The organism is uncultured Zhongshania sp., assembly GCF_963975605.1.
Lineage (GTDB): Bacteria > Pseudomonadota > Gammaproteobacteria > Pseudomonadales > Spongiibacteraceae > Spongiibacter > Spongiibacter aquimaris.
Genome location: NZ_CAXBHN010000001.1, coordinates 304,156 through 321,605 on the forward strand (window position 1 = coordinate 304,156; position 17,450 = coordinate 321,605).

At 50.1% G+C, this 17,450-nt stretch carries 20 protein-coding genes; 12 read left to right on the top strand and 8 right to left on the bottom strand.

From position 1 onward, the window contains the following. Positions 1–7: 7 nt before the first annotated feature. On the bottom strand, positions 8–223 hold the full coding sequence (locus AAC007_RS01330) for a TIGR02450 family Trp-rich protein (RefSeq protein ID WP_219042098.1): 216 nt from the start codon (positions 221–223) through the stop codon (positions 8–10). A 192-nt stretch (positions 224–415) separates the two neighbouring features. Here AAC007_RS01330 and AAC007_RS01335 point away from each other — a divergent pair, with 192 nt between their 5' ends. After that, positions 416–1,300: an AEC family transporter gene (locus AAC007_RS01335; protein WP_339674233.1), complete on the top strand. Its 885-nt coding sequence runs from the start codon at positions 416–418 to the stop codon at positions 1,298–1,300. Positions 1,301–1,348: 48 nt separating this feature from the next. Here AAC007_RS01335 and AAC007_RS01340 read toward each other — a convergent pair whose 3' ends face one another. Further along, complete coding sequence (locus tag AAC007_RS01340) at positions 1,349–1,834, bottom strand: DUF3806 domain-containing protein (RefSeq protein ID WP_219042096.1); 486 nt, start codon at positions 1,832–1,834, stop codon at positions 1,349–1,351. A gap of 179 nt (positions 1,835–2,013) precedes the next feature. On the opposite strand from AAC007_RS01340, the gene dapA reads away from it, so the two are divergent. From dapA to hrpB, 10 genes are all read left to right on the top strand, one after another. After that, positions 2,014–2,892: a 4-hydroxy-tetrahydrodipicolinate synthase gene (gene dapA, locus AAC007_RS01345; RefSeq protein WP_295870838.1), complete on the top strand. Its 879-nt coding sequence runs from the start codon at positions 2,014–2,016 to the stop codon at positions 2,890–2,892. Continuing rightward, a complete protein-coding gene (gene bamC, locus AAC007_RS01350; RefSeq protein WP_339674237.1) occupies positions 2,893–3,930 on the top strand; it encodes an outer membrane protein assembly factor BamC in 1,038 nt (345 codons plus the stop codon). It abuts the gene before it with no gap. Beyond that, positions 3,930–4,688 (top strand): MBL fold metallo-hydrolase, encoded by a 759-nt coding sequence (locus AAC007_RS01355; RefSeq protein ID WP_219042093.1) that lies wholly within the window; start codon positions 3,930–3,932, stop codon positions 4,686–4,688. Before bamC ends, AAC007_RS01355 begins: the two co-directional genes overlap by 1 nt. Positions 4,689–4,713: 25 nt before the next feature. After that, a complete protein-coding gene (gene purC / locus AAC007_RS01360; RefSeq protein ID WP_339674240.1) occupies positions 4,714–5,433 on the top strand; it encodes a phosphoribosylaminoimidazolesuccinocarboxamide synthase in 720 nt (239 codons plus the stop codon). A gap of 89 nt (positions 5,434–5,522) precedes the next feature. Next, positions 5,523–5,813: a hypothetical protein gene (locus AAC007_RS01365; RefSeq protein WP_339674242.1), complete on the top strand. Its 291-nt coding sequence runs from the start codon at positions 5,523–5,525 to the stop codon at positions 5,811–5,813. 191 nt (positions 5,814–6,004) lie between these two features. After that, positions 6,005–8,074 (top strand): TonB-dependent receptor, encoded by a 2,070-nt coding sequence (locus tag AAC007_RS01370; RefSeq protein ID WP_339674245.1) that lies wholly within the window; start codon positions 6,005–6,007, stop codon positions 8,072–8,074. 248 nt (positions 8,075–8,322) lie between these two features. Further along, positions 8,323–8,526 carry a CsbD family protein gene (locus AAC007_RS01375; RefSeq protein ID WP_219042089.1) on the top strand — a complete coding sequence of 68 codons (204 nt, stop codon included), beginning with the start codon at positions 8,323–8,325 and terminating at the stop codon, positions 8,524–8,526. Beyond that, the gene (locus tag AAC007_RS01380; RefSeq protein WP_296434702.1) at positions 8,523–8,741 is read left to right on the top strand and encodes a hypothetical protein; all 219 of its coding nucleotides are present in this window, start codon (positions 8,523–8,525) and stop codon (positions 8,739–8,741) included. The genes AAC007_RS01375 and AAC007_RS01380 overlap by 4 nt, the downstream gene beginning before the upstream one ends. Positions 8,742–8,911: 170 nt before the next feature. Beyond that, a complete protein-coding gene (locus AAC007_RS01385) occupies positions 8,912–9,622 on the top strand; it encodes a 16S rRNA pseudouridine(516) synthase (RefSeq protein ID WP_339674249.1) in 711 nt (236 codons plus the stop codon). A 106-nt stretch (positions 9,623–9,728) separates the two neighbouring features. Beyond that, on the top strand, positions 9,729–12,263 hold the full coding sequence (hrpB, locus tag AAC007_RS01390) for an ATP-dependent helicase HrpB (protein WP_339674251.1): 2,535 nt from the start codon (positions 9,729–9,731) through the stop codon (positions 12,261–12,263). A 60-nt stretch (positions 12,264–12,323) separates the two neighbouring features. Here hrpB and AAC007_RS01395 read toward each other — a convergent pair whose 3' ends face one another. From AAC007_RS01395 to AAC007_RS01415, 5 genes are all read right to left on the bottom strand, one after another. Further along, positions 12,324–13,106, bottom strand: coding sequence for a putative porin (locus tag AAC007_RS01395; RefSeq protein ID WP_339674254.1), 783 nt, complete (start codon positions 13,104–13,106; stop codon positions 12,324–12,326). A 217-nt stretch (positions 13,107–13,323) separates the two neighbouring features. Further along, positions 13,324–13,968, bottom strand: coding sequence for a class II aldolase/adducin family protein (locus AAC007_RS01400; protein WP_339674257.1), 645 nt, complete (start codon positions 13,966–13,968; stop codon positions 13,324–13,326). Then, positions 13,968–14,855 (bottom strand): protease HtpX, encoded by an 888-nt coding sequence (gene htpX / locus AAC007_RS01405; protein WP_339674259.1) that lies wholly within the window; start codon positions 14,853–14,855, stop codon positions 13,968–13,970. Before htpX ends, AAC007_RS01400 begins: the two co-directional genes overlap by 1 nt. A 63-nt stretch (positions 14,856–14,918) precedes the next feature. Next, positions 14,919–15,272 carry a hypothetical protein gene (locus tag AAC007_RS01410; protein ID WP_339674260.1) on the bottom strand — a complete coding sequence of 118 codons (354 nt, stop codon included), beginning with the start codon at positions 15,270–15,272 and terminating at the stop codon, positions 14,919–14,921. A gap of 84 nt (positions 15,273–15,356) precedes the next feature. Beyond that, positions 15,357–15,842 carry a DnaJ domain-containing protein gene (locus tag AAC007_RS01415; protein WP_296434710.1) on the bottom strand — a complete coding sequence of 162 codons (486 nt, stop codon included), beginning with the start codon at positions 15,840–15,842 and terminating at the stop codon, positions 15,357–15,359. A 135-nt stretch (positions 15,843–15,977) separates the two neighbouring features. On the opposite strand from AAC007_RS01415, the gene AAC007_RS01420 reads away from it, so the two are divergent. Continuing rightward, positions 15,978–16,919: a type II secretion system F family protein gene (locus AAC007_RS01420; protein ID WP_339674262.1), complete on the top strand. Its 942-nt coding sequence runs from the start codon at positions 15,978–15,980 to the stop codon at positions 16,917–16,919. Here the strand turns inward: AAC007_RS01420 and AAC007_RS01425 are convergent. Further along, positions 16,894–17,076, bottom strand: coding sequence for a hypothetical protein (locus AAC007_RS01425; protein WP_159238819.1), 183 nt, complete (start codon positions 17,074–17,076; stop codon positions 16,894–16,896). The genes AAC007_RS01420 and AAC007_RS01425 overlap by 26 nt on opposite strands. Between the last annotated feature and the right edge of the window lie 374 nt (positions 17,077–17,450).

Consider the following 17,450-nt stretch of genomic DNA (forward strand, 5'->3'; position numbering starts at 1 on the left):
TAATGTGTTAGCACCAGCCCGCTTGCCAGCGGGCGGTGTTTTTTAAATCCCGCCAGTCAATTTCAAATTCTCGCTTGGTCATGATGGCTTCCACGAGGCAGTGAATCACCTGGCCATCCTCATCAAACTCGACTTCTCGAATCAAAAAGTGCTTTTCTTTGCGCTCGGGCTTAAGCGCAGTCCATTTACTGTTGAGGAGCTTTTTGGGATTTAAAGGAGTCATGAGTAGTCGTTGTGTGTAGCTTGTTATATAGATTTGCGATTGCTCAGTGTACGTTGAGCTCAGCGTTCTAGATGAACGTAGACATAGCTGCGTAATTTTCCGTGCAATAAATGCTTCACTTGGAAATGCCTTGGGATACGCTGATAATACTGCCTCGCGAGCTGTGTTGGTAATCGCGATGTCGGAGTTGTCATGTCGCTAGTTTATCCACTTATACCCATTATTTTGCCGATTATATTGTGCGCCGCCATCGGCGTATTTTGGGTGCGTTTACGCCAGCCTTTTGATCATGACTTTGTGCGGGTACTGGTACTGAGTGTGGGTACGCCTGCGCTGATCGTGGGTACGCTGGGAAAAACAGAGATTGGCGCTGCGCAACTCCAGCACGTCTTGTATGCCAGTATGTGCATGCTAGGTTTTAGCGCTTTGTTTGCTGTGCTGTCCTGCTTGATCTTGCGCGTTGATTTGCGCAGTTTTCTGGTGCCCTTGGTGTTTGGCAATTTTGGCAACATGGGCTTGCCGCTGTGTCTTTTTGCCTTTGGCGAAGAGGGACTTGCAATTGGTTTGGGGATATTTCTGATCTCCACCATCGTCCACTTCTCATTGGGGGCCGCGATATTAAGTGGCAAGGCGATGGTCAAAGGCGTACTTAGCTCGCCGATCATATATGCGGGTGCGATTGCCTGCGTGCTAATTTTAAATCACTGGAGCTTGCCGCTCGCGCTGCAAAATACCTTGAGTCTCTTGGGTGGGCTTGCCATTCCGCTGATGCTAATTACCTTGGGTGTATCCCTGGGTTCGCTGAAATTGCACGCGGCCGGAAAGTCGATTGGTCTGGGTGTGCTCCGCTTAGTTGTTGGGCTCGCCGGCGGGTTCGCTGCCGTGTATTTTTTGAATCTCGAAGGTATGGAGCGCAAGGTACTGTTACTGCAGTCCGCTACGCCGGTTGCGGTGTTCAATTATTTGCTGGCAATGCAGTATAAGCGTGAAGCTGATGTGGTGGCGGGAATGGTGGTGAGCTCAACCCTGATCAGCTTTGTTAGTATTCCGGTGTTGCTGTATTTTCTGGGTGTTTAGGTGAGCTAGCAAGGCAGCGATGGACTTCGCTGCCTGTGGGTTCTCGCATTAGCGCACAATGATTTTCTTTTTAGCTCGGGCAATTTCAGATTCTAGTCTTTGGTATATCGCCTTGACGTCTATGTCGCCGCCAACCGCTGCGCGACTTGATATTTGGGTGACAGGGAATATCGCCTCGTCTTTAAAGGGCACCTCTAGGGCGCGACTGCGACCTAATCTGTCGATATAAATGACCCATTTGAGACTGTGTTCCTTGCGCAGATAGTCGCCCATGACAATACCCATTGCCTGCAGCAGGCGGGTTTGATCGCCGGTGACGATTTTGCGGTCCAGCAGGGTTTGTATCAGGCGAAGGTCATTGTCGCGGCTTTCGCCGAAACTGCGCCCGAGTTCAATGCGGCTGAGGTCATTTAGCTGCGTGCGGCTATCCTCCATATACTTTTCATCTAAGGGAGTCATGGGGTCAGTGCGCCAAGGATCGGCTATACTCAGCGGCGCCAAAATAAGCAGAAGCACTAGGGCTGGGAAACGCATTGGGTTTTCTCCTGTCTCAAGTCGGCAAAACGTTGGTTTTCTAAGGCGTTTGATTGCAATTAACGCAATTTGTTTCGCAAAAGTGGCTAAGCCTAACCGGTTTACAGTGATTTGTCCCTTGAGCTGTGTGGCACTGGCCAGTACCATTAGCGGCTTGCACCAAATTTGGAGATAGCGGCATGATTTCGGGTAGTGTAGTTGCCCTGGTAACCCCGATGCACAGCGATGGCAGTATTGACTGGCAAGCGTTGTCGCGTCTTATCGAATGGCATATAGAGCAGGGTACAGACGGTATTGTTGCAGTGGGTACCACTGGTGAGTCTGCGACCCTTGCAATGGATGAGCATAAAATGGTCATCAAGGCCTGTGTTGATCAAGTTGCTGGCCGCATTAAGGTTGTGGCGGGTACCGGTGCCAATTCGACAGCCGAAGCGATAGAGCTGACTAAAGTCGCCCGTGAAGTAGGCGCAGACGCGTGCCTACTGGTGACGCCATACTATAACAAGCCTACCCAAGAGGGTTTGTATCGCCACTATATGGCGATTGCCGATGCGGTGGATATTCCCCAAATTTTATACAATGTGCCGGGTCGTACAGCCTGTGACATGTTGAATTCAACGACGATTCGCTTGTCAGAGCACCGCAATATTATCGCGATCAAAGACGCCACCGGTGACGTGGCGCGCGGTAAAGAATTGATTGATGCGGTCGGCGATAAGCTGGACGTGCTGTCTGGCGATGACGCCACAGCCGCAGAACTGATGTTGTTAGGCGGCAAAGGTAATATTTCGGTGACCGCCAATATTGCCCCTGCAGCGGTAAAAGCGGTATGTGTGGCGGCGATGTCTGGTGATAAGGCAGCGACTATTGAGGCGGATGCACCATTGAGAATATTGCACGAGCGTCTTTTTGTTGAAGCTAACCCCATCCCTGTGAAATGGGCTTTGTTAGCCATGGGGATGATGGAAGATGGCATTCGTTTGCCCTTGACGGTATTAAGTGAAGCGGCACAACCACGCGTTAGTGAAGCGCTAACGCAAGCGGGATTATTAGACTAGATGAGCACTTTTATGCGCAGCACCAGTTTTCGATTAACGGTAGTGGGTCTGGGGCTGGCAATGTTGTCGGGCTGCTTTGGCGGCGATGGGATGTTTCGTGATCGCGGACATGATTATCGTCGTGCAAAATTAAGCGCGCCAATTGAGTTGCCGCCGGGAGTGCGTTCCGACACCCTTGATGACCAATATGTGGTGCCGGGAATACAAAACCACAAGCCCCTCGAAGGCGAGTTTGAGGTTTTGCGGCCGGAGCCACTCGCAAAGAATGTAGGGACTGCCGAGGTTAAAATTCAGACCTTGGAGGACCGCAGCTGGATATTGCTAGATGGCGACCCGAACCAAGTATGGCCGCGTATGCGGGTTTTCCTTGGCCGTGCAGGTTTAGAAATTGCAAAAGCGGACGGTGAGGCTGCCATTATTGAAACCCAGTGGCGCGATCCCAATGGTGATGGCGCCAGCCGCGAGCGTTTTCGCTTCCGCCTGGAAGAGGGTGTACAGCAGGGAACCAGCGAAATACACGTGTTGGTCCAAATAAACGGCAATGAGCAGTGGCCGGCAAAGTCGGATAGCTCTGAGCGTCAATCACAGATGGTACGAGTGGTAGCCCAGTACTTGGCTGACCAGGAGACAGCTGGGTCGGTGTCAATTTTGGCGCAGCGCAAAGATGGTCAGGGTAAAATATTTATAGAAGGTGGCGAGGGTGGCCCGGATAGTCGCCACTTGCGCCTGGAGCTTCCTGTTGATCGTGCATGGGCTGCGCTGGGGCTTGCGCTGGTGAAAGCCGGATTTGAAATTGAAGACGAGCGCCGCGAAGTTAATAAGTATTGGCTTACTTACGTTGATCCAGAGGCTGAGCAGCCGAGTTGGTTTGCGCGTACTTTTGGTGCTCGCCGTAATGGTTTGAGCCGCTATGTGGTTGAAATGCAGGAAGTCGGCCCAGAAAAAGCCCGTATTTACTTAAATTACCAAAAGGGGCGTCGTCTCCGAGAAGCAGAGCGTGAAAGATTGCTTACTCGCATTATGGGGTATTTGTATTAGTGCGCTTTGCATCGCTGGGTAGCGGCAGTAAAGGTAACGCTACCCTGCTTGAAACCGATCAAAGCTGTGTGCTGATTGACTGCGGATTTACCATTAAGGAAACCGAACGGCGCATGGCGCGTTTGGGGCGGTCGCCGACGGACCTGGCCGCAATCTTGGTTACCCATGAACACAGCGATCACATCAAAGGTGTGCTGCCACTCGCTCGAAAGTATAAGTTGCCAGTATATTGTAGTCATGGCACCGGTGAATACGGCCAGCTTCGGCTTTCGCATCACTGGCAACATTTAGCGCTGGGAACTGAAGTGGATATTGGTGGTATTGCTGTGACGCCAGTCGCTGTTCCACATGATGCCCGTGAACCCTGTCAATTTGTGTTCAGATACCGAAAAAAAACATTTGGGCTGCTCACGGATTTAGGTAGTATTACGCCCTTCGTTCGAGAGCACTACCGGCGCTGCGATGCCCTGCTTTTAGAATGCAATCACGATGTCACCATGTTGGCCAATGGTCCTTATCCGTATTCACTAAAACAGCGGGTGGGCGGCGATTGGGGGCATTTGAATAATCAGCAGGCGGCTAGCTTGCTGGCTGAAGCAGAAGTGGAGCATCTCCAGCACGTGGTGATGGCCCATTTAAGTGAACAGAACAATACCCCCGCCTTGGCGAGGGCAGCGATAGAACCGATGTTGGCAAACAGTGACGCGCTGCTGTCTGCTGATCAAGAGGCTGGTTTTGACTGGCTTGAAATAGCGTGAATTTATTGTGCTAATGAGGCAAACCATGGAAAAACGCGAAGAGTTGTATTCCGGCAAGGCAAAATCAGTATACAAAACTGATGACCCTGACCGTTATATCCTCAATTTCAGAAACGATACCTCGGCCTTTGACGGTTTGCGGGTAGAGCAGCTGGATCGCAAAGGTATGGTGAACAACAAGTTCAATGCCTTCATTATGCAGGCATTACAAGCCGTGGGTATTCCCACCCATTTTGAAAAGCTGCTGTCAGACAACGATGCCTTAGTGAAAAAGCTCGATATGTTACCCATCGAGTGTGTTGTGCGTAATATTGCTGCCGGTTCGATCGTTAAGCGGTTGGGCGTGGAAGAGGGTAAGGAGTTAAATCCGCCTACCTTCGAAATGTTCCTTAAAAATGACGCCCTGCATGACCCGATGATCAACGAGTATCACATTCGGTCTTTCGGTTGGGCAAACGACGCGCAGCTAGACCGGATGAAGGAACTGACCTTTAAAGTGAACGACGTGCTGAAGAGCATGTTCGCTAATGCCGGAATGCTTCTGGTGGATTACAAGCTGGAGTTTGGCGTATTCAGCGACGGACAAATTCATCTCGGTGATGAGTTCTCACCAGATGGCTGCCGTTTGTGGGATGCCGATACCCGCGAGAAGCTGGATAAAGACCGCTTCCGTCAAGGCTTGGGCAACGTCGTTGAGTCATACGAAATTGTTGGGCGCCGTTTAGGAATTGATTTCGACGCCTAATTTAAACACAGCGAGTTGTAGGATGATTGTCATAAACGGGCTTTATCCTACTCTCCGCTAAACACCCTCTTCTCAAGATCTAAGTTTACATGACGAGATTAGTCCACAAACATCGCTTATCGCTGCTGGCAGTATTATTACTGTGCCTTAGCTGGTCGGTGTGGTTGCAGGGTAATCACGTCCATGTTGCGGAACACTCAGCGATTGATGCCTGTGTGGTCTGCCACTACAACGCGGCAAGTTTGCCGTCCACGACGAGCAGTCCCGATATTATCCGCACGGCAGCCGTGTTTTCGGATACGGTGTCGCTTGCCGTATTTGTACTCCTTGTCACATTGCGCCCACCTGCGCGCGCCCCACCTGCAAAACTCATCGTTTAAATCTCTGGAAGTGTCGAATTTATTGAATGCGTACAGCGAGGCTTAGCTCCTTGTTTACTGTGCGCGCGATTATTTTATGGGCGCGTGCTAGTTGCTAGCAGCGCGTGAGTTCGATGTTTCCTGAATAGCATGTTGATTCGGTAGTCGCGCGACTGCCGATTGCGATGACTTGATACGCAGGATGTTTTCTGATGAAAAAATATATTCTATCTTCGCTGGTAGCAGTAAGTGCTGCGCCGGTGATGGCCGCAAATGAAAATCGTATGGAGCATGTGTTGGTGACTATGCCAATACATAAAAAGGAAGCGCAAACCGCCTTACCGGTAACCGTTTTAGATGGCGCCGAGTTGCGACGCCGAGCAGCGGCAACGATTGGCGAAACCTTAAATAATTCGCCGGGCTTGAGTAGCGCAAGTTTTGGTCCTGCGGTAGGGCAACCGGTTATTCGCGGTCAGCAAGGGCCGCGAGTACAGGTTCTACAAAACGGCATGCAAGCCTTAGACGTTTCTACCAATAGTGCAGATCACGCTGTGTCAGTAGAGCCTATTTTGGCAGACAGTATTGAGATACTGCGCGGGCCGGCGACAATGCTTTACGGCGGCGGTGCAATTGGCGGCGTGATTAATGTGGTAGACGGGCGTATTCCTGCTAAGCCGGTAGACGGTGTTGAGGGAGTCGCAGAGCTGCGTAGTAGCAGTGTGAATGACGGCCGCAGTGGCGTTTTTAGAGTGGATGCGGGCGACGGTCAGTGGGTTGTGCACCTCGGCGCGTTGTACCGAGATTGGTCTGACCCAGACATTCCGGGCTTGGCGATAAATCCCCGTAATGTTGACGACGTCGACGAGAGCACTGACGGTAGTATAGGCAATGCCAGCGGGCGAACCCGCCGCCTAACCCTGGGTAGCAGCTATCACTTCGACAGTGGCTACTGGGGTTTAAGTTATTCCGAACTGAGTAATCAATACGGTATTCCCTCCGGCGTTCATAATCATGATGAGCACGAGGAAGATCATGATGACGAAGACCATGATCATGAAGAGCATGATGAAGAGCACGGCGAAGCGGGTGTTAGCCTCGTTATTGAGCAAACGCGCTGGGACATGGCGGGTGATTTCCATTTCGGCGGTCCCATAGACCTCATGCGTTGGCGTCTAAGCTACAGCGATTACCAGCATCAGGAGGTTGAACCCAGTGGTGAAGTGGGCACCACATTTAGCAAAGAGGCCTGGGCTGGTCGCGTCGAGGTGTCCCATGCGCCGTGGGGACAATGGCATGGAGTATGGGGCTTGCAGTGGCAAGATGCCGATTTTTCGGCCTTGGGCGAAGAGTCATTTGTGCCTGAAAACACCACGCGATCTGTCGGCCTTTTCTGGCTGGAGGATTACCACGCCAAGAATTGGTCGCTGGAAGCTGGACTGCGTGCAGATGTTGATCGTTTAGAGATATCGCAAGCGATTGCTGATGATCAGCAGGACACGAGTTTTAGTGCGTCACTAGCGGGTATATACGATATTAATGAAGTGTGGACGCTGTCGCTTTCGCTGTCAGAGTCGCAACGCGCGCCGAATGCGGAGGAACGCTTCTCTAATATCGGTAATACCGTTGAACAATATGTTGTTCACGGTGCAACGGGTGCTATTGAAGTTGGTGACGTAAACCTATCAACTGAAAAATCACGTAATGCCGATTTTAGTGTGCGAGCAGATATTGGTGGTTTAAGCGGGAAGTTGACTGCGTTTCACAATGAGTTTGCAGACTATATCTACCTTGATAATACCGGTACCGAGAGTGATGACGTGGAAATTCTGCAATATCGCCAGCAGGATGCAAGGTTTACGGGGCTCGAATATGAGTTTAGTTATACTCTGTCGGCAGCCAGCACAGCGCAGCAATATGTAGTGACATTATTTGGCGATCGCGTGAGCGCTGAACTAGATAGCGGCCAAAATGTGCCACGTTTGCCACCCGGGCACGATGGTTTGAGCCTAGCGTGGCTATGGCAGCAGTGGCGGGCTGATGTGAGCTATGTACACGCCCATGCGCAGAATAAAGCAGGTGTAAATGAGGCGGCCACCGCTGCTTATAATCGCTTGGACGCCAGTATCTCGAGGGAGTTTAACGTGGCGGGAAATGACTACACGATTATGCTTTCTGGGCACAATTTGGGCGATGAAGAAATTCGTAGCAGCGCTTCTTTTATTCGTGATTATGCGCCTGAGGCGGGAAGAAATATCGAACTTGCGCTGCGAGTTAAATTTTAGTTTTTTAAAAAGTACGTTAATTTCAAGTAAAAAAAGCCGCAAAGATAGAACTCTTGGCGGCTTTTTTTGTTTGGGTTCGGTAATAATTTCAAATTTTCATATAAGTTCACTAATTGTAATTAAGTCGTAATTCTTCCCTGCCGGGGAACAATCAGTAGACAGCTCGTGTCAGATCACCTGAATACGCAAGTAAGCGGTATGGATTAACGTTTGTTACTGTTCTAATGGGTTTAACGGAGTAAAGCACTATGAATAGAGATCAGGCTGAAGGCCGGTGGCGTGAATTTACCGCGAAAGTGAAGCAGGAATGGGGCGATCTGACGGATGATGAAGTATTGCAAGCCGAAGGCAATATTGACGCGATCGCAGCTAAAATTCAGCAGAAATACGGTGACTCAAAACAATCCGTAGCAAAAAAGCTGAATCAATTAATGGAGAATTTTGAAAAATGAAAAAATTATTGGAAAACTTAAAATCTACCCAAACCAGCAAATTGTTAGTCGCATTTTTCTTGCTGTCGACTACCGTTTTTGCCATGAGTGCATGCGAACAAAAAGGTCCTGCTGAGAAGGCCGGTGAGCAGATTGACCAAAGTATGGATAGCGCTAAAGATTCATACAACGAGGGTGTTGAAGAAGTGAAGGACGAAATAGACGATCATAGCTAACCCTGGCATGATGCAAATAGATCCGTATTTGGGTCGTATCTTTAAGTACCTAGAAAGCCAGTTGGAATGACACTAGTCTTAGTGGATTATTTCAGCTGGCTTTTTTTATGGGTTAATTTATTGCTAGGCAATACAATGTCGCCAGTGTCATTAATTCCTTGAGGCAAGGTGTGCTATCTAATTCCGCCCGTTTAGATCGATTTCTCAGTGTCCGTTTAGGGATTAAGCGAGGGGATGTTCGTCTACTTCTCGCGCAAAAGAGAATAGAAGTGGACGGTGTTTTTGCCACTGATATCAGTCAGCTTGTTGGAAAATTTTCTCGTATTTGTTTGGACGGCGAAGTGCTGACTAGCAGACAAGCGCGCTATTTGATGATGAACAAGCCGGCAGGTGTGGTGAGTGCGACCAAAGACGATAAGCATAAAACAGTTGTCGATTTGCTTTCGTCAGGTGAGGGCGCGGGCTTACATATTCCAGGTCGTTTAGATTTTAATACCACTGGTTTATTGCTATTAACTGATGATGGGCGGTGGTCGCGGCAATTGAGTTTGCCCGAACGTAATATCGCCAAAGTATATACGGCGCTATTGGCGCAGCCATTAGACGATTCCTATATAGCAGCATTTGCCGCAGGTATGTACTTCTCTTATGAAGATGTAACTACTCGACCGGTGATTTTAGAAATAATATCGGATTATGTAGCAAGACTTCGGCTCGTCGAAGGGCGTTACCATCAAATAAAGCGAATGTTTGGGCGCTTCCAGAATGAGGTCTTAGCATTGCATCGCGACGCGATTGGGTCTGTCGTTTTAGATCCCGGTTTAGCGCCTGGCCAGTATCGCAATTTGACGCAGGACGAGATCTTAGCCTTGGCGTGTTAGTGGAATGTTTAATTGCGATAGCCGCAAGGCGCTATTGTTGCGCTTCTTATTTTATACTTCGCCGCTGAAACAATGATAACTCGCCAATTTGGAGCGATAGCCGTATATGGCTGATTTACCCATTCAATCTGTGATTGCCGATATTCGCTCAGTATTGGCGACCGGCAATGAACTCGTTTTAGAGGCGCCACCCGGCGCGGGTAAAACAACCTGCGTACCATTGGCCTTGCTGGCGGAAGCGTGGCTTGAAGGGCAGCGTATTGTGATGTTGGAGCCCCGCCGGATAGCGGCGAAATCCGCTGCGGAGCGTATGGCTGAGCTGTTGGGTGAGCGCACCGGGCAGACCGTAGGCTACCGAATGCGAATGGAAACGGTAGTCGGTCCGACGACTCGCATCGAAATCGTGACCGAGGGCGTTCTCACTCGTATGTTGCAGGACGACCCCTCGCTAGACGGTATTGGCTTATTAATTTTTGATGAGTTTCACGAGCGAAGTTTAGATGCCGACCTCGGCTTGGCACTTACATTGGAAAGCCGAAAATTATTTGCTGATCTCCGCGCAACACCGTTAAAGCTATTGATCATGTCGGCGACCTTGGACGGCGATCGAGTATCTGAATTATTGAACGGCGCGGCAATCGTACGCAGCCTCGGTCGTCAGTTCCCCGTCGCATTGCGTTATGGTGACGCTTATAGCCCGCAACAAGATCTAATAAGCCGTGTTTGCTCTACCGTTCGCCAAGCGCTGGACGAAAATACGGGGAGTATTTTAGTATTTTTGCCAGGGCAAGCAGAGATCCGTCGCTGTCTTAGCCGTCTTTCTGAGGATCACTTTGGGGTGTCTGTGGTGTTAGCTCCGCTGTACGGAGATTTAAGTCTTGCGGATCAGCGTCGCGCAATCGCGCCGGCAGAAGAGGGTTGTCGCAAAGTCGTGCTGGCGACGAGTATTGCTGAAAGCAGTTTAACAATCGAAGGTACTACGGTTGTGATTGATTGTGGTTTGTCGCGGGTGCCGGCGTTTGATCCTCGCACGGGAATGAATCGCTTGGATACTCGCCGTGTTTCGCGTGCCTCGGCTGAGCAACGCGCTGGTCGTGCGGGGCGTTTAAGCGAAGGGGTGTGTTATCGACTGTGGAGCGAATCGCAAAATAATGATTTATTGTCTTATAGCGAACCAGAGATCGCACAAGCGGACTTGGCCAGTTTGTGTTTGCAATTGCATCGCTGGGGAATGAGTGATCCAAGCGAATTGCAATGGATGGACACGCCGCCGAGCGCGGCATTTCAGCAGGCGACAGATTTACTGCAAAAACTAGGTGCTTTGACGACAGACTCCGGGGCGCGCTCAATTAGTTCGCATGGCGAGTTAATGGCCGGTTTACCGCTTCATCCGCGCTTAGCACATATGCTTTTAAAAGGACGGGAGCTCGGTCACACCGTGCTCGCGTGTCAACTGTCAGCCTTGCTGAGTGATCGCGATTTTGGCCCCAGAGGCGCTGCCGATATTCAACTGCGACTGGATATATTGAACGGTGATATGGCGATTGATCGGCAATCTAAATCGCTAGTTAGTCGGTTGCAAAGACAGCAGCAACAGTATTTAAAAATATTGTCGCGTGTTCAGACGAGGCTCAGCCCTGTTCCGGAGATTGCGGTAGACGCCGGTTTGTTATTAGCCTTCGCGTATCCAGATCGTATCGCTAAGCAGCGGCGTGAGCGGGGCTGTGATTATGTATTAAGTAACGGTCGAGCGGCGGTGTTGCAGGAGTCTGACGGTTTGCGCGCTGCCCCTTATATTGTTGTCGCGTCTCTGGGTGGGAAAGCCGGACGTCGCGACGATACCATTTACCTGGCGGCGTCTCTGCCGGTATCTCATTTTGATGGAGCGCTAGCGGAATTGGTCGACGTCAATTGCACCGCCGAGTGGAGTGAGGCTAAAGCGCGATTTGTCGCCGAGCGTCGGCGCTCAGTGGGAGCAATTGTTCTACATACCGAAACACTTGCGAAGGTACCTGGGGACGAAAAGCGTAGAGCCTTACTGGCCTTTGTGCGCAGGCGTGGTCTGGCGGTATTTGAATGGCCGGAGCCAGTATTGCAGTGGCGTGCACGGCTTAGCTTGCTAAGACAGTTAGCGTGCCAGCCGGGCAAGTGGCCAGATGTGAGTGATGAGGGTTTGCTTGAAAGTTTAGAAGACTGGCTGTCGCCCTATTTGATTAGTGTGAATACACTGCAAGATTTTAAGCGTTTAGATCTGGCGAAAATAATGACGGGCTTGATAGATTGGCCACAGCAGCAGGCCCTAAAAACATTAGCACCTGAATCTTTCACGGTACCATCCGGTTCCGTAAAGAAAATTGATTACTGCCAGTCGCCGCCAGTATTGGCAGTGAAATTACAGGAAATGTTTGGTTGCCAAGACACGCCGCGTGTTGCCGAGGGGCGGCAGGCTCTGGTAGTTCATTTACTCTCTCCCGCGCGTCGACCTCTACAGGTCACCCAGGATCTTGCCGGATTTTGGCGGGGTAGCTATCACGATGTAAAAAAGGAAATGAAGGGGCGTTACCCTAAGCACCCCTGGCCGGATGATCCAACGACCGCCGTCGCCACGGCGCGCTTAAAACCCAAGCCTTCGTCTAAATAGCAAATTTACGACATAAAAAAGGCCCCATATGGGGCCTTTCGTTTGCATAGTGATTAAGGCTTAGAAGCGCACTGCCCCGCCGATGATGATGCCATCGGAGTCTGCATCACCGCCAACATCAAATATTCGGGCAAATAGCTCAACTTGCTCATTCGGGAAGAAGCTAGCTTCAATGCCAATCTCATCTGAACTGAAGTTGCCCACGTCTATCAGTTCTGCGTCTACGCCCAAGCCAAACATATTGCTGAAGTAATATGTGCCGCCAACACCAATACGGTAGCCATCGTCACTATCAGCATCGATATAGCCAACGCTAACATCATAGGCGACGGAGGCACCTTGATTCAGTGAATTTACGCCATGGAAATCGACATTCAGATAATCAACGTCGTTATTGTTGTCATCGTCCTGGCTTGTGTAGCTGACAACAACGTCGCTAGTTTCGCTAAGATAAGTACCCACGCCGATTCGAACTGCGTCGGTGTCGTTGTTGCCATCATCTTGTGTAGTCCAGTCGGCCTCGATGATAAGGTTTGTAGCTGTGACGAAGCGACCGCCAATATTGGTGGTGTCTTCGTCATCGGCATTTGGGAAATCTGGCTCGACAGTTAGGAAAGCAAAGTTAACAAAAGAGGATTTGTCGAGAAAGGCGGCCTCTGCGAGAGGTCCTTTACTGGTGTCGACTTTATCGAAATGGAATTCGCCACCAACACCGAAGCCATCAAAATCAACCGTATTGCGCTCAAAATCAGTGTAAACTGCGCCCACTTCAAATTGGTAGTCTGCATAGGCTTGACCAGTCGCTGCTATGGCGATGGCGCTTGCTAATAGTAGTTTTTTCATTTTGTTCACTCCCCGTAAGAACTGAGCACCACGATAAAGATCGTCTGTGACACAGCTGTTTCCATTGTGTGATATTTTTATATTTCCATAGTGATGCACCGAGATAATGCGATTGCTTTATTTTGGTGCGATCGCGACTGAGATTAACACAGTATTTTCAGCGGAGGGAGTAGCGGGGGGCTGGTATTATTGCCACAAAGTGGTGCCGAAACGTGGCTTATCGCTGTTGTCCGTAGTCTGCGTATTGTGCCAATACCTCAGCCATTTCCTGTTCGCTTAACAAGGTGGGGCCGCCGTGTTGTAGGCTGAAATAGTAGTTTGCTGCTAACTCTTCAACTTCTTTTGCTAAGGCTAGGGCTTTGATCGGATCGCTGCCAAAGGCAATTTGACCGTGGTTTGCTAATAGGCAGGCTTTGCGCTGTTGAAGGGCATGACTCACCCGTTCCGATAGCTCCTTACTGCCGTATAGCGCGTAAGGCGCACACGGTATGGATGACCCTCCCGCGACCGCAATCATGTAGTGGAAGGCCGGTATCTCTTTGCGTTGGCAGGCTAATACTGTGGCGTAGCGAGAGTGGCAGTGAACAATGCCACCTGCCTCGGGGTGATCTTGGTATACTTGCCAGTGCATCCGCCATTCGCTGGAAGGTTTTAATTGGCCGCCAGTGATTTGCCCGTCCGGTTTGATATAAACCAGATCGCTTGGCCTCGTATTCGCGGCGATTTGGCCAGTGGCGGATATCAGCATGCCGTCATCAGGAGTCTTTACAGACGCATTACCACTGGCGCCGGGACTGAGCTGGGCTCTACTTAGCCCGTGAAGCGCGCTAACAAGCAGCGCGCGCTGTTGCTCCCATTCCACTATGCCGCATCTCTCAGTGCCTGAATCCGCTTTTCTAGCGGCGGGTGAGAGCTAAACAGGGCAGCTAGATCGGTTTTCTTTTGGCTGCTAATGGCGAGGGCGGTCATTTCACCGGGCATGTCGTTGGGCAGCCCCTGTTGCGCTTGTAAACTTTGCAGAGCCGCAATCATATCATTGCGACTGGCTAGACTGGCGCCTGCGGCATCCGCACGAAATTCTCGCCAGCGCGAAAACCACATTACGATGGTCGAGGCGAGAATCCCTAAGACCATTTCGGCAAAAAACGTCGTGACATAATACCCAATGCCGTAGCCGCGCTCAGTTTTAAATACCGCGCGGTCAACCGTGTGCCCGATAATGCGTGCGAAAAACATTACAAAAGTGTTTACCACGCCTTGTATTAAAGTGAGGGTAATCATATCGCCATTGGCAACGTGACCAATTTCGTGCGCGAGTACGGCGCGTACTTCGTTGGGCTTCATTTGTCGTAGTAAGCCTTCCGACACCGCGACCAAGGCCGAATTTTTGTTCCATCCCGTAGCGAATGCGTTGGCTTGGGGAGACGGAAATATACCGACCTCTGGCATACCGATTCCTGCTTTTTGGGCGAGCTCCGCAACAGTCTCGAGCAGCCAGCGCTCGTTGCTGTTTGCTGGTTGGGTAATAATCTGAGTGCGGGTCGAGCGTTTCGCGATCCATTTGGAGATCAGCAAAGATATCAGCGAGCCGGCCATACCGAAAACGGCGCAAAAGATCAGGAGAGAGCCCAAATTCAGGTCGACACCGTTTTGCGCCAAGAGACTTTCAACCCCGAGTAAACTCAGGGTAATACTGGCAACCAGCACAACGGCCAAGTTTGTGGCCAAAAACAGAAAAATACGCATCATGGGAAATAATTCCGGTAAGTGGATACTGCCTATTAGATGGAGGTTCGTGCGGCTAGTTTCAAGTTACTGACGACGATTTTCGTCGCTATCCTCAGCCAATATAATGTCGTCAGCTGCTTCCCCTATATGGTCTGGAGTGCTTTCGTCAATTTGCTCATCGTCGGCCAGTAAATCGTCGACTTGGCTCATGATAGCCGGCCCGGCTTCCACTTTAGGATTTGCAGTTTCATCCGTTTCACATTCGAGGGGGTGGGCGCGCAGTTCAATATTTTTGCTGCTTTGTTCAAATACCACGTTGATGGCCTCATCGCGGTGAACCGTTCTGTACAGTACGCGTTTGTCGCGGCCATCAACCCATTCCAATTGTTTGTTTAGGTAGTGTCCGTGCTGATTCTGAATAACAAATACAGTAGCCATTATTGCCTTACATCATGTTGAAATTGTGAAACAAGTGGGTAATTTTAAACTGTTTGACGCGGGGCTTGAATACGTCCCTCGTCTTCAAACTTTAGGGTCATCGAGTAGTATATCTTTGGCGTCATTGATCTGGCTGGCTAGGAAGTCGTTGCCTCCGCGGTCAGGATGAATTTTTTGCATAAGCTTGCGATGCGCAGCAATGATATCGTCTTTGCTGGCGCCAGCTTGCAGGCCAAGTACTGATAAGGCTTGAGCTCGGTTCATTGCACTGTTTGATTTTGGCTTTGATTGTCCCTGACTATTTTCACCTTGCTGCTTGCTAGCCCCAATTTTGTTGTAGGCGTATTTCAATGCCAGCTGCCGTATAAATGGCAGCGCGCCGCCGATAAGACCGGCAATCCAAGGCACTCGACCGGTTAGTGATAATAGAACTAATGCTGCTGCGCTGAGGCCAATGAGCAATGTGACGTAATAGCCACGCCGCTCCTTGGCAGGCTTGCTTTGCACTAGTTTTACAAAACGATATAGGCCGTACAAAACCACGGCGGCAAAGAGCAGACGAATTATCATGTTTATCCTTAAGTCGACGCGGCACGTTATTTTGCATGCCATCGCAATTTTTAGCTGTGCTAAAGTATAAGGCCTCGAGCGTCATATACCCACAGTTGTGACGACGGTGTTTACCTTCTAATAACGGATTTGTAGATGGCTTCTGGTTTTTCACCCGCGCAGCGCTTTGTATTATTTCAATCTTTATATCAGGCCAGTCAGTCCGGCGATAATAACTGGGATCAGGTCGTTGCTTTGTTGAGCAAGGGGCAGCAAGCGGCCCAGCGCGCAAAGCTCGACAGCGTGGCGGCGCAGTTTGCCGACGGTCAGCGGGTGATGCTGGAGGAGTTGCGGGAAGGCGGTGTTTTTTTAGAGTGGGAACTGCAATTTTTGCAACTGGGTTTGGCCGTGGGGAATCTCGCCAAAATGTATTTGCGCCTTGCTGAGCACTACCGCTTAATGGCCGAATTTCAGCAGAGTGTAAAGCGTCACACGCGCTGGCCTTTAGTCTTAGTGATTGCGTTTGCGGTGATATTGCCGGCTTTGGCTGTGAGTGCAGGAGTCACTGCCGGACCATATGCGGGGATCGCTATGGTTGCTGGTGTATTGCCACTGGTATTGGGTTTTGTGTTTTTAAAGATAGCGGCTGGTGTGCCGTTTTTGGCGCGCGGTATGACGTCACTTTGCTATCGTTTGCCGGGCTTGGGAAGGGCCTTGGCACAATACCAGAGTTACCACTATATGAATCACCTTGCCGATTGTATTGCTGCCGGTTTCAGCTTGCCACAGTCTTTGAAGCAGTCAGCGCGGCGCTTACCCGAGTCGCCGATCAATAGACGATTTCATAAATTAGCAGCAGAAGTGGAAGCCGGTGAACAGTTTTCTGCCGCGTTGTTACGAAGTGGTATTTTGAACGGGGTGGAGTTGCCGTCGGTATCTAAGCTGGGGGAGGCTAAACAAGTGCCAGCCCAATTAGGGCTGGCGATACATCGGGTTTGCGAGGAACAACTGACTTTCTGGTCGGGCTATTTGCCCTGGTTACTACTGGGTTTACTGCCGTATATTGTCTTGCTTAATGCATTGTTTCTCGGCCGCTGAGCTGTTCCAATTCTTTCACATAGTGGCGGCGATCTGACAATTCGCTTTCAATGGCGAAACGTTCAGTGTTGCTTTGCCATTCGGCGTTCTTCAATAATTCCCACAATTTGCGGCTACATAGGTTTTTAACATTCATATCATTACTTTGCTTGTTCATCTTCTTCTCCTTACTTTGCGCTCTCTGCGCCTTCTTCCATCATCACTTTAGTTTTGCATCGGTTTGCTTACCGTTCACTACTATCTATGCTGTCCGTGACAGCCTTATGACAACGCCATTTTTTTGCCTGTTTAGTCGAAATTTATTGACCCATATTGGTGCGATGTCAAAAACATGGTCACTGTGGGTCATCAAAACAGCGCTTTTCCAGACCTAAGACTTAGGTGTGCTGGATGAAAGCGTCCTATTTTGAGCAACTGATCTAGATAATGGGTGCTAGTACTGTATGTACTACCAACCGTGCTACGCGGGGTTTTGCGGGTAAAGCTGGCCCAAATGCGGATACTATCAATTGCTTAAATCGACTGTTTATT

Excerpts from the sequence above, each read along its gene's own strand:
- AAC007_RS01330 (WP_219042098.1), bottom strand. The coding sequence starts at position 223 with ATGACTCCTTTAAATCCCAAAAAGCTCCTCAACAGTAAATGGACTGCG.
- AAC007_RS01425 (WP_159238819.1), bottom strand. The coding sequence starts at position 17,076 with ATGAACAAGCAAAGTAATGATATGAATGTTAAAAACCTATGTAGCCGC.
- AAC007_RS01340 (WP_219042096.1), bottom strand. The coding sequence starts at position 1,834 with ATGCGTTTCCCAGCCCTAGTGCTTCTGCTTATTTTGGCGCCGCTGAGT.
- AAC007_RS01420 (WP_339674262.1), top strand. The coding sequence starts at position 15,978 with ATGGCTTCTGGTTTTTCACCCGCGCAGCGCTTTGTATTATTTCAATCT.
- AAC007_RS01335 (WP_339674233.1), top strand. The coding sequence starts at position 416 with ATGTCGCTAGTTTATCCACTTATACCCATTATTTTGCCGATTATATTG.
- AAC007_RS01375 (WP_219042089.1), top strand. The coding sequence starts at position 8,323 with ATGAATAGAGATCAGGCTGAAGGCCGGTGGCGTGAATTTACCGCGAAA.
- purC (WP_339674240.1), top strand. The coding sequence starts at position 4,714 with ATGGAAAAACGCGAAGAGTTGTATTCCGGCAAGGCAAAATCAGTATAC.
- AAC007_RS01395 (WP_339674254.1), bottom strand. The coding sequence starts at position 13,106 with ATGAAAAAACTACTATTAGCAAGCGCCATCGCCATAGCAGCGACTGGT.
- AAC007_RS01415 (WP_296434710.1), bottom strand. The coding sequence starts at position 15,842 with ATGATAATTCGTCTGCTCTTTGCCGCCGTGGTTTTGTACGGCCTATAT.
- hrpB (WP_339674251.1), top strand. The coding sequence starts at position 9,729 with ATGGCTGATTTACCCATTCAATCTGTGATTGCCGATATTCGCTCAGTA.
- bamC (WP_339674237.1), top strand. The coding sequence starts at position 2,893 with ATGAGCACTTTTATGCGCAGCACCAGTTTTCGATTAACGGTAGTGGGT.
- AAC007_RS01370 (WP_339674245.1), top strand. The coding sequence starts at position 6,005 with ATGAAAAAATATATTCTATCTTCGCTGGTAGCAGTAAGTGCTGCGCCG.
- AAC007_RS01380 (WP_296434702.1), top strand. The coding sequence starts at position 8,523 with ATGAAAAAATTATTGGAAAACTTAAAATCTACCCAAACCAGCAAATTG.
- AAC007_RS01410 (WP_339674260.1), bottom strand. The coding sequence starts at position 15,272 with ATGGCTACTGTATTTGTTATTCAGAATCAGCACGGACACTACCTAAAC.
- AAC007_RS01365 (WP_339674242.1), top strand. The coding sequence starts at position 5,523 with ATGACGAGATTAGTCCACAAACATCGCTTATCGCTGCTGGCAGTATTA.
- dapA (WP_295870838.1), top strand. The coding sequence starts at position 2,014 with ATGATTTCGGGTAGTGTAGTTGCCCTGGTAACCCCGATGCACAGCGAT.
- htpX (WP_339674259.1), bottom strand. The coding sequence starts at position 14,855 with ATGATGCGTATTTTTCTGTTTTTGGCCACAAACTTGGCCGTTGTGCTG.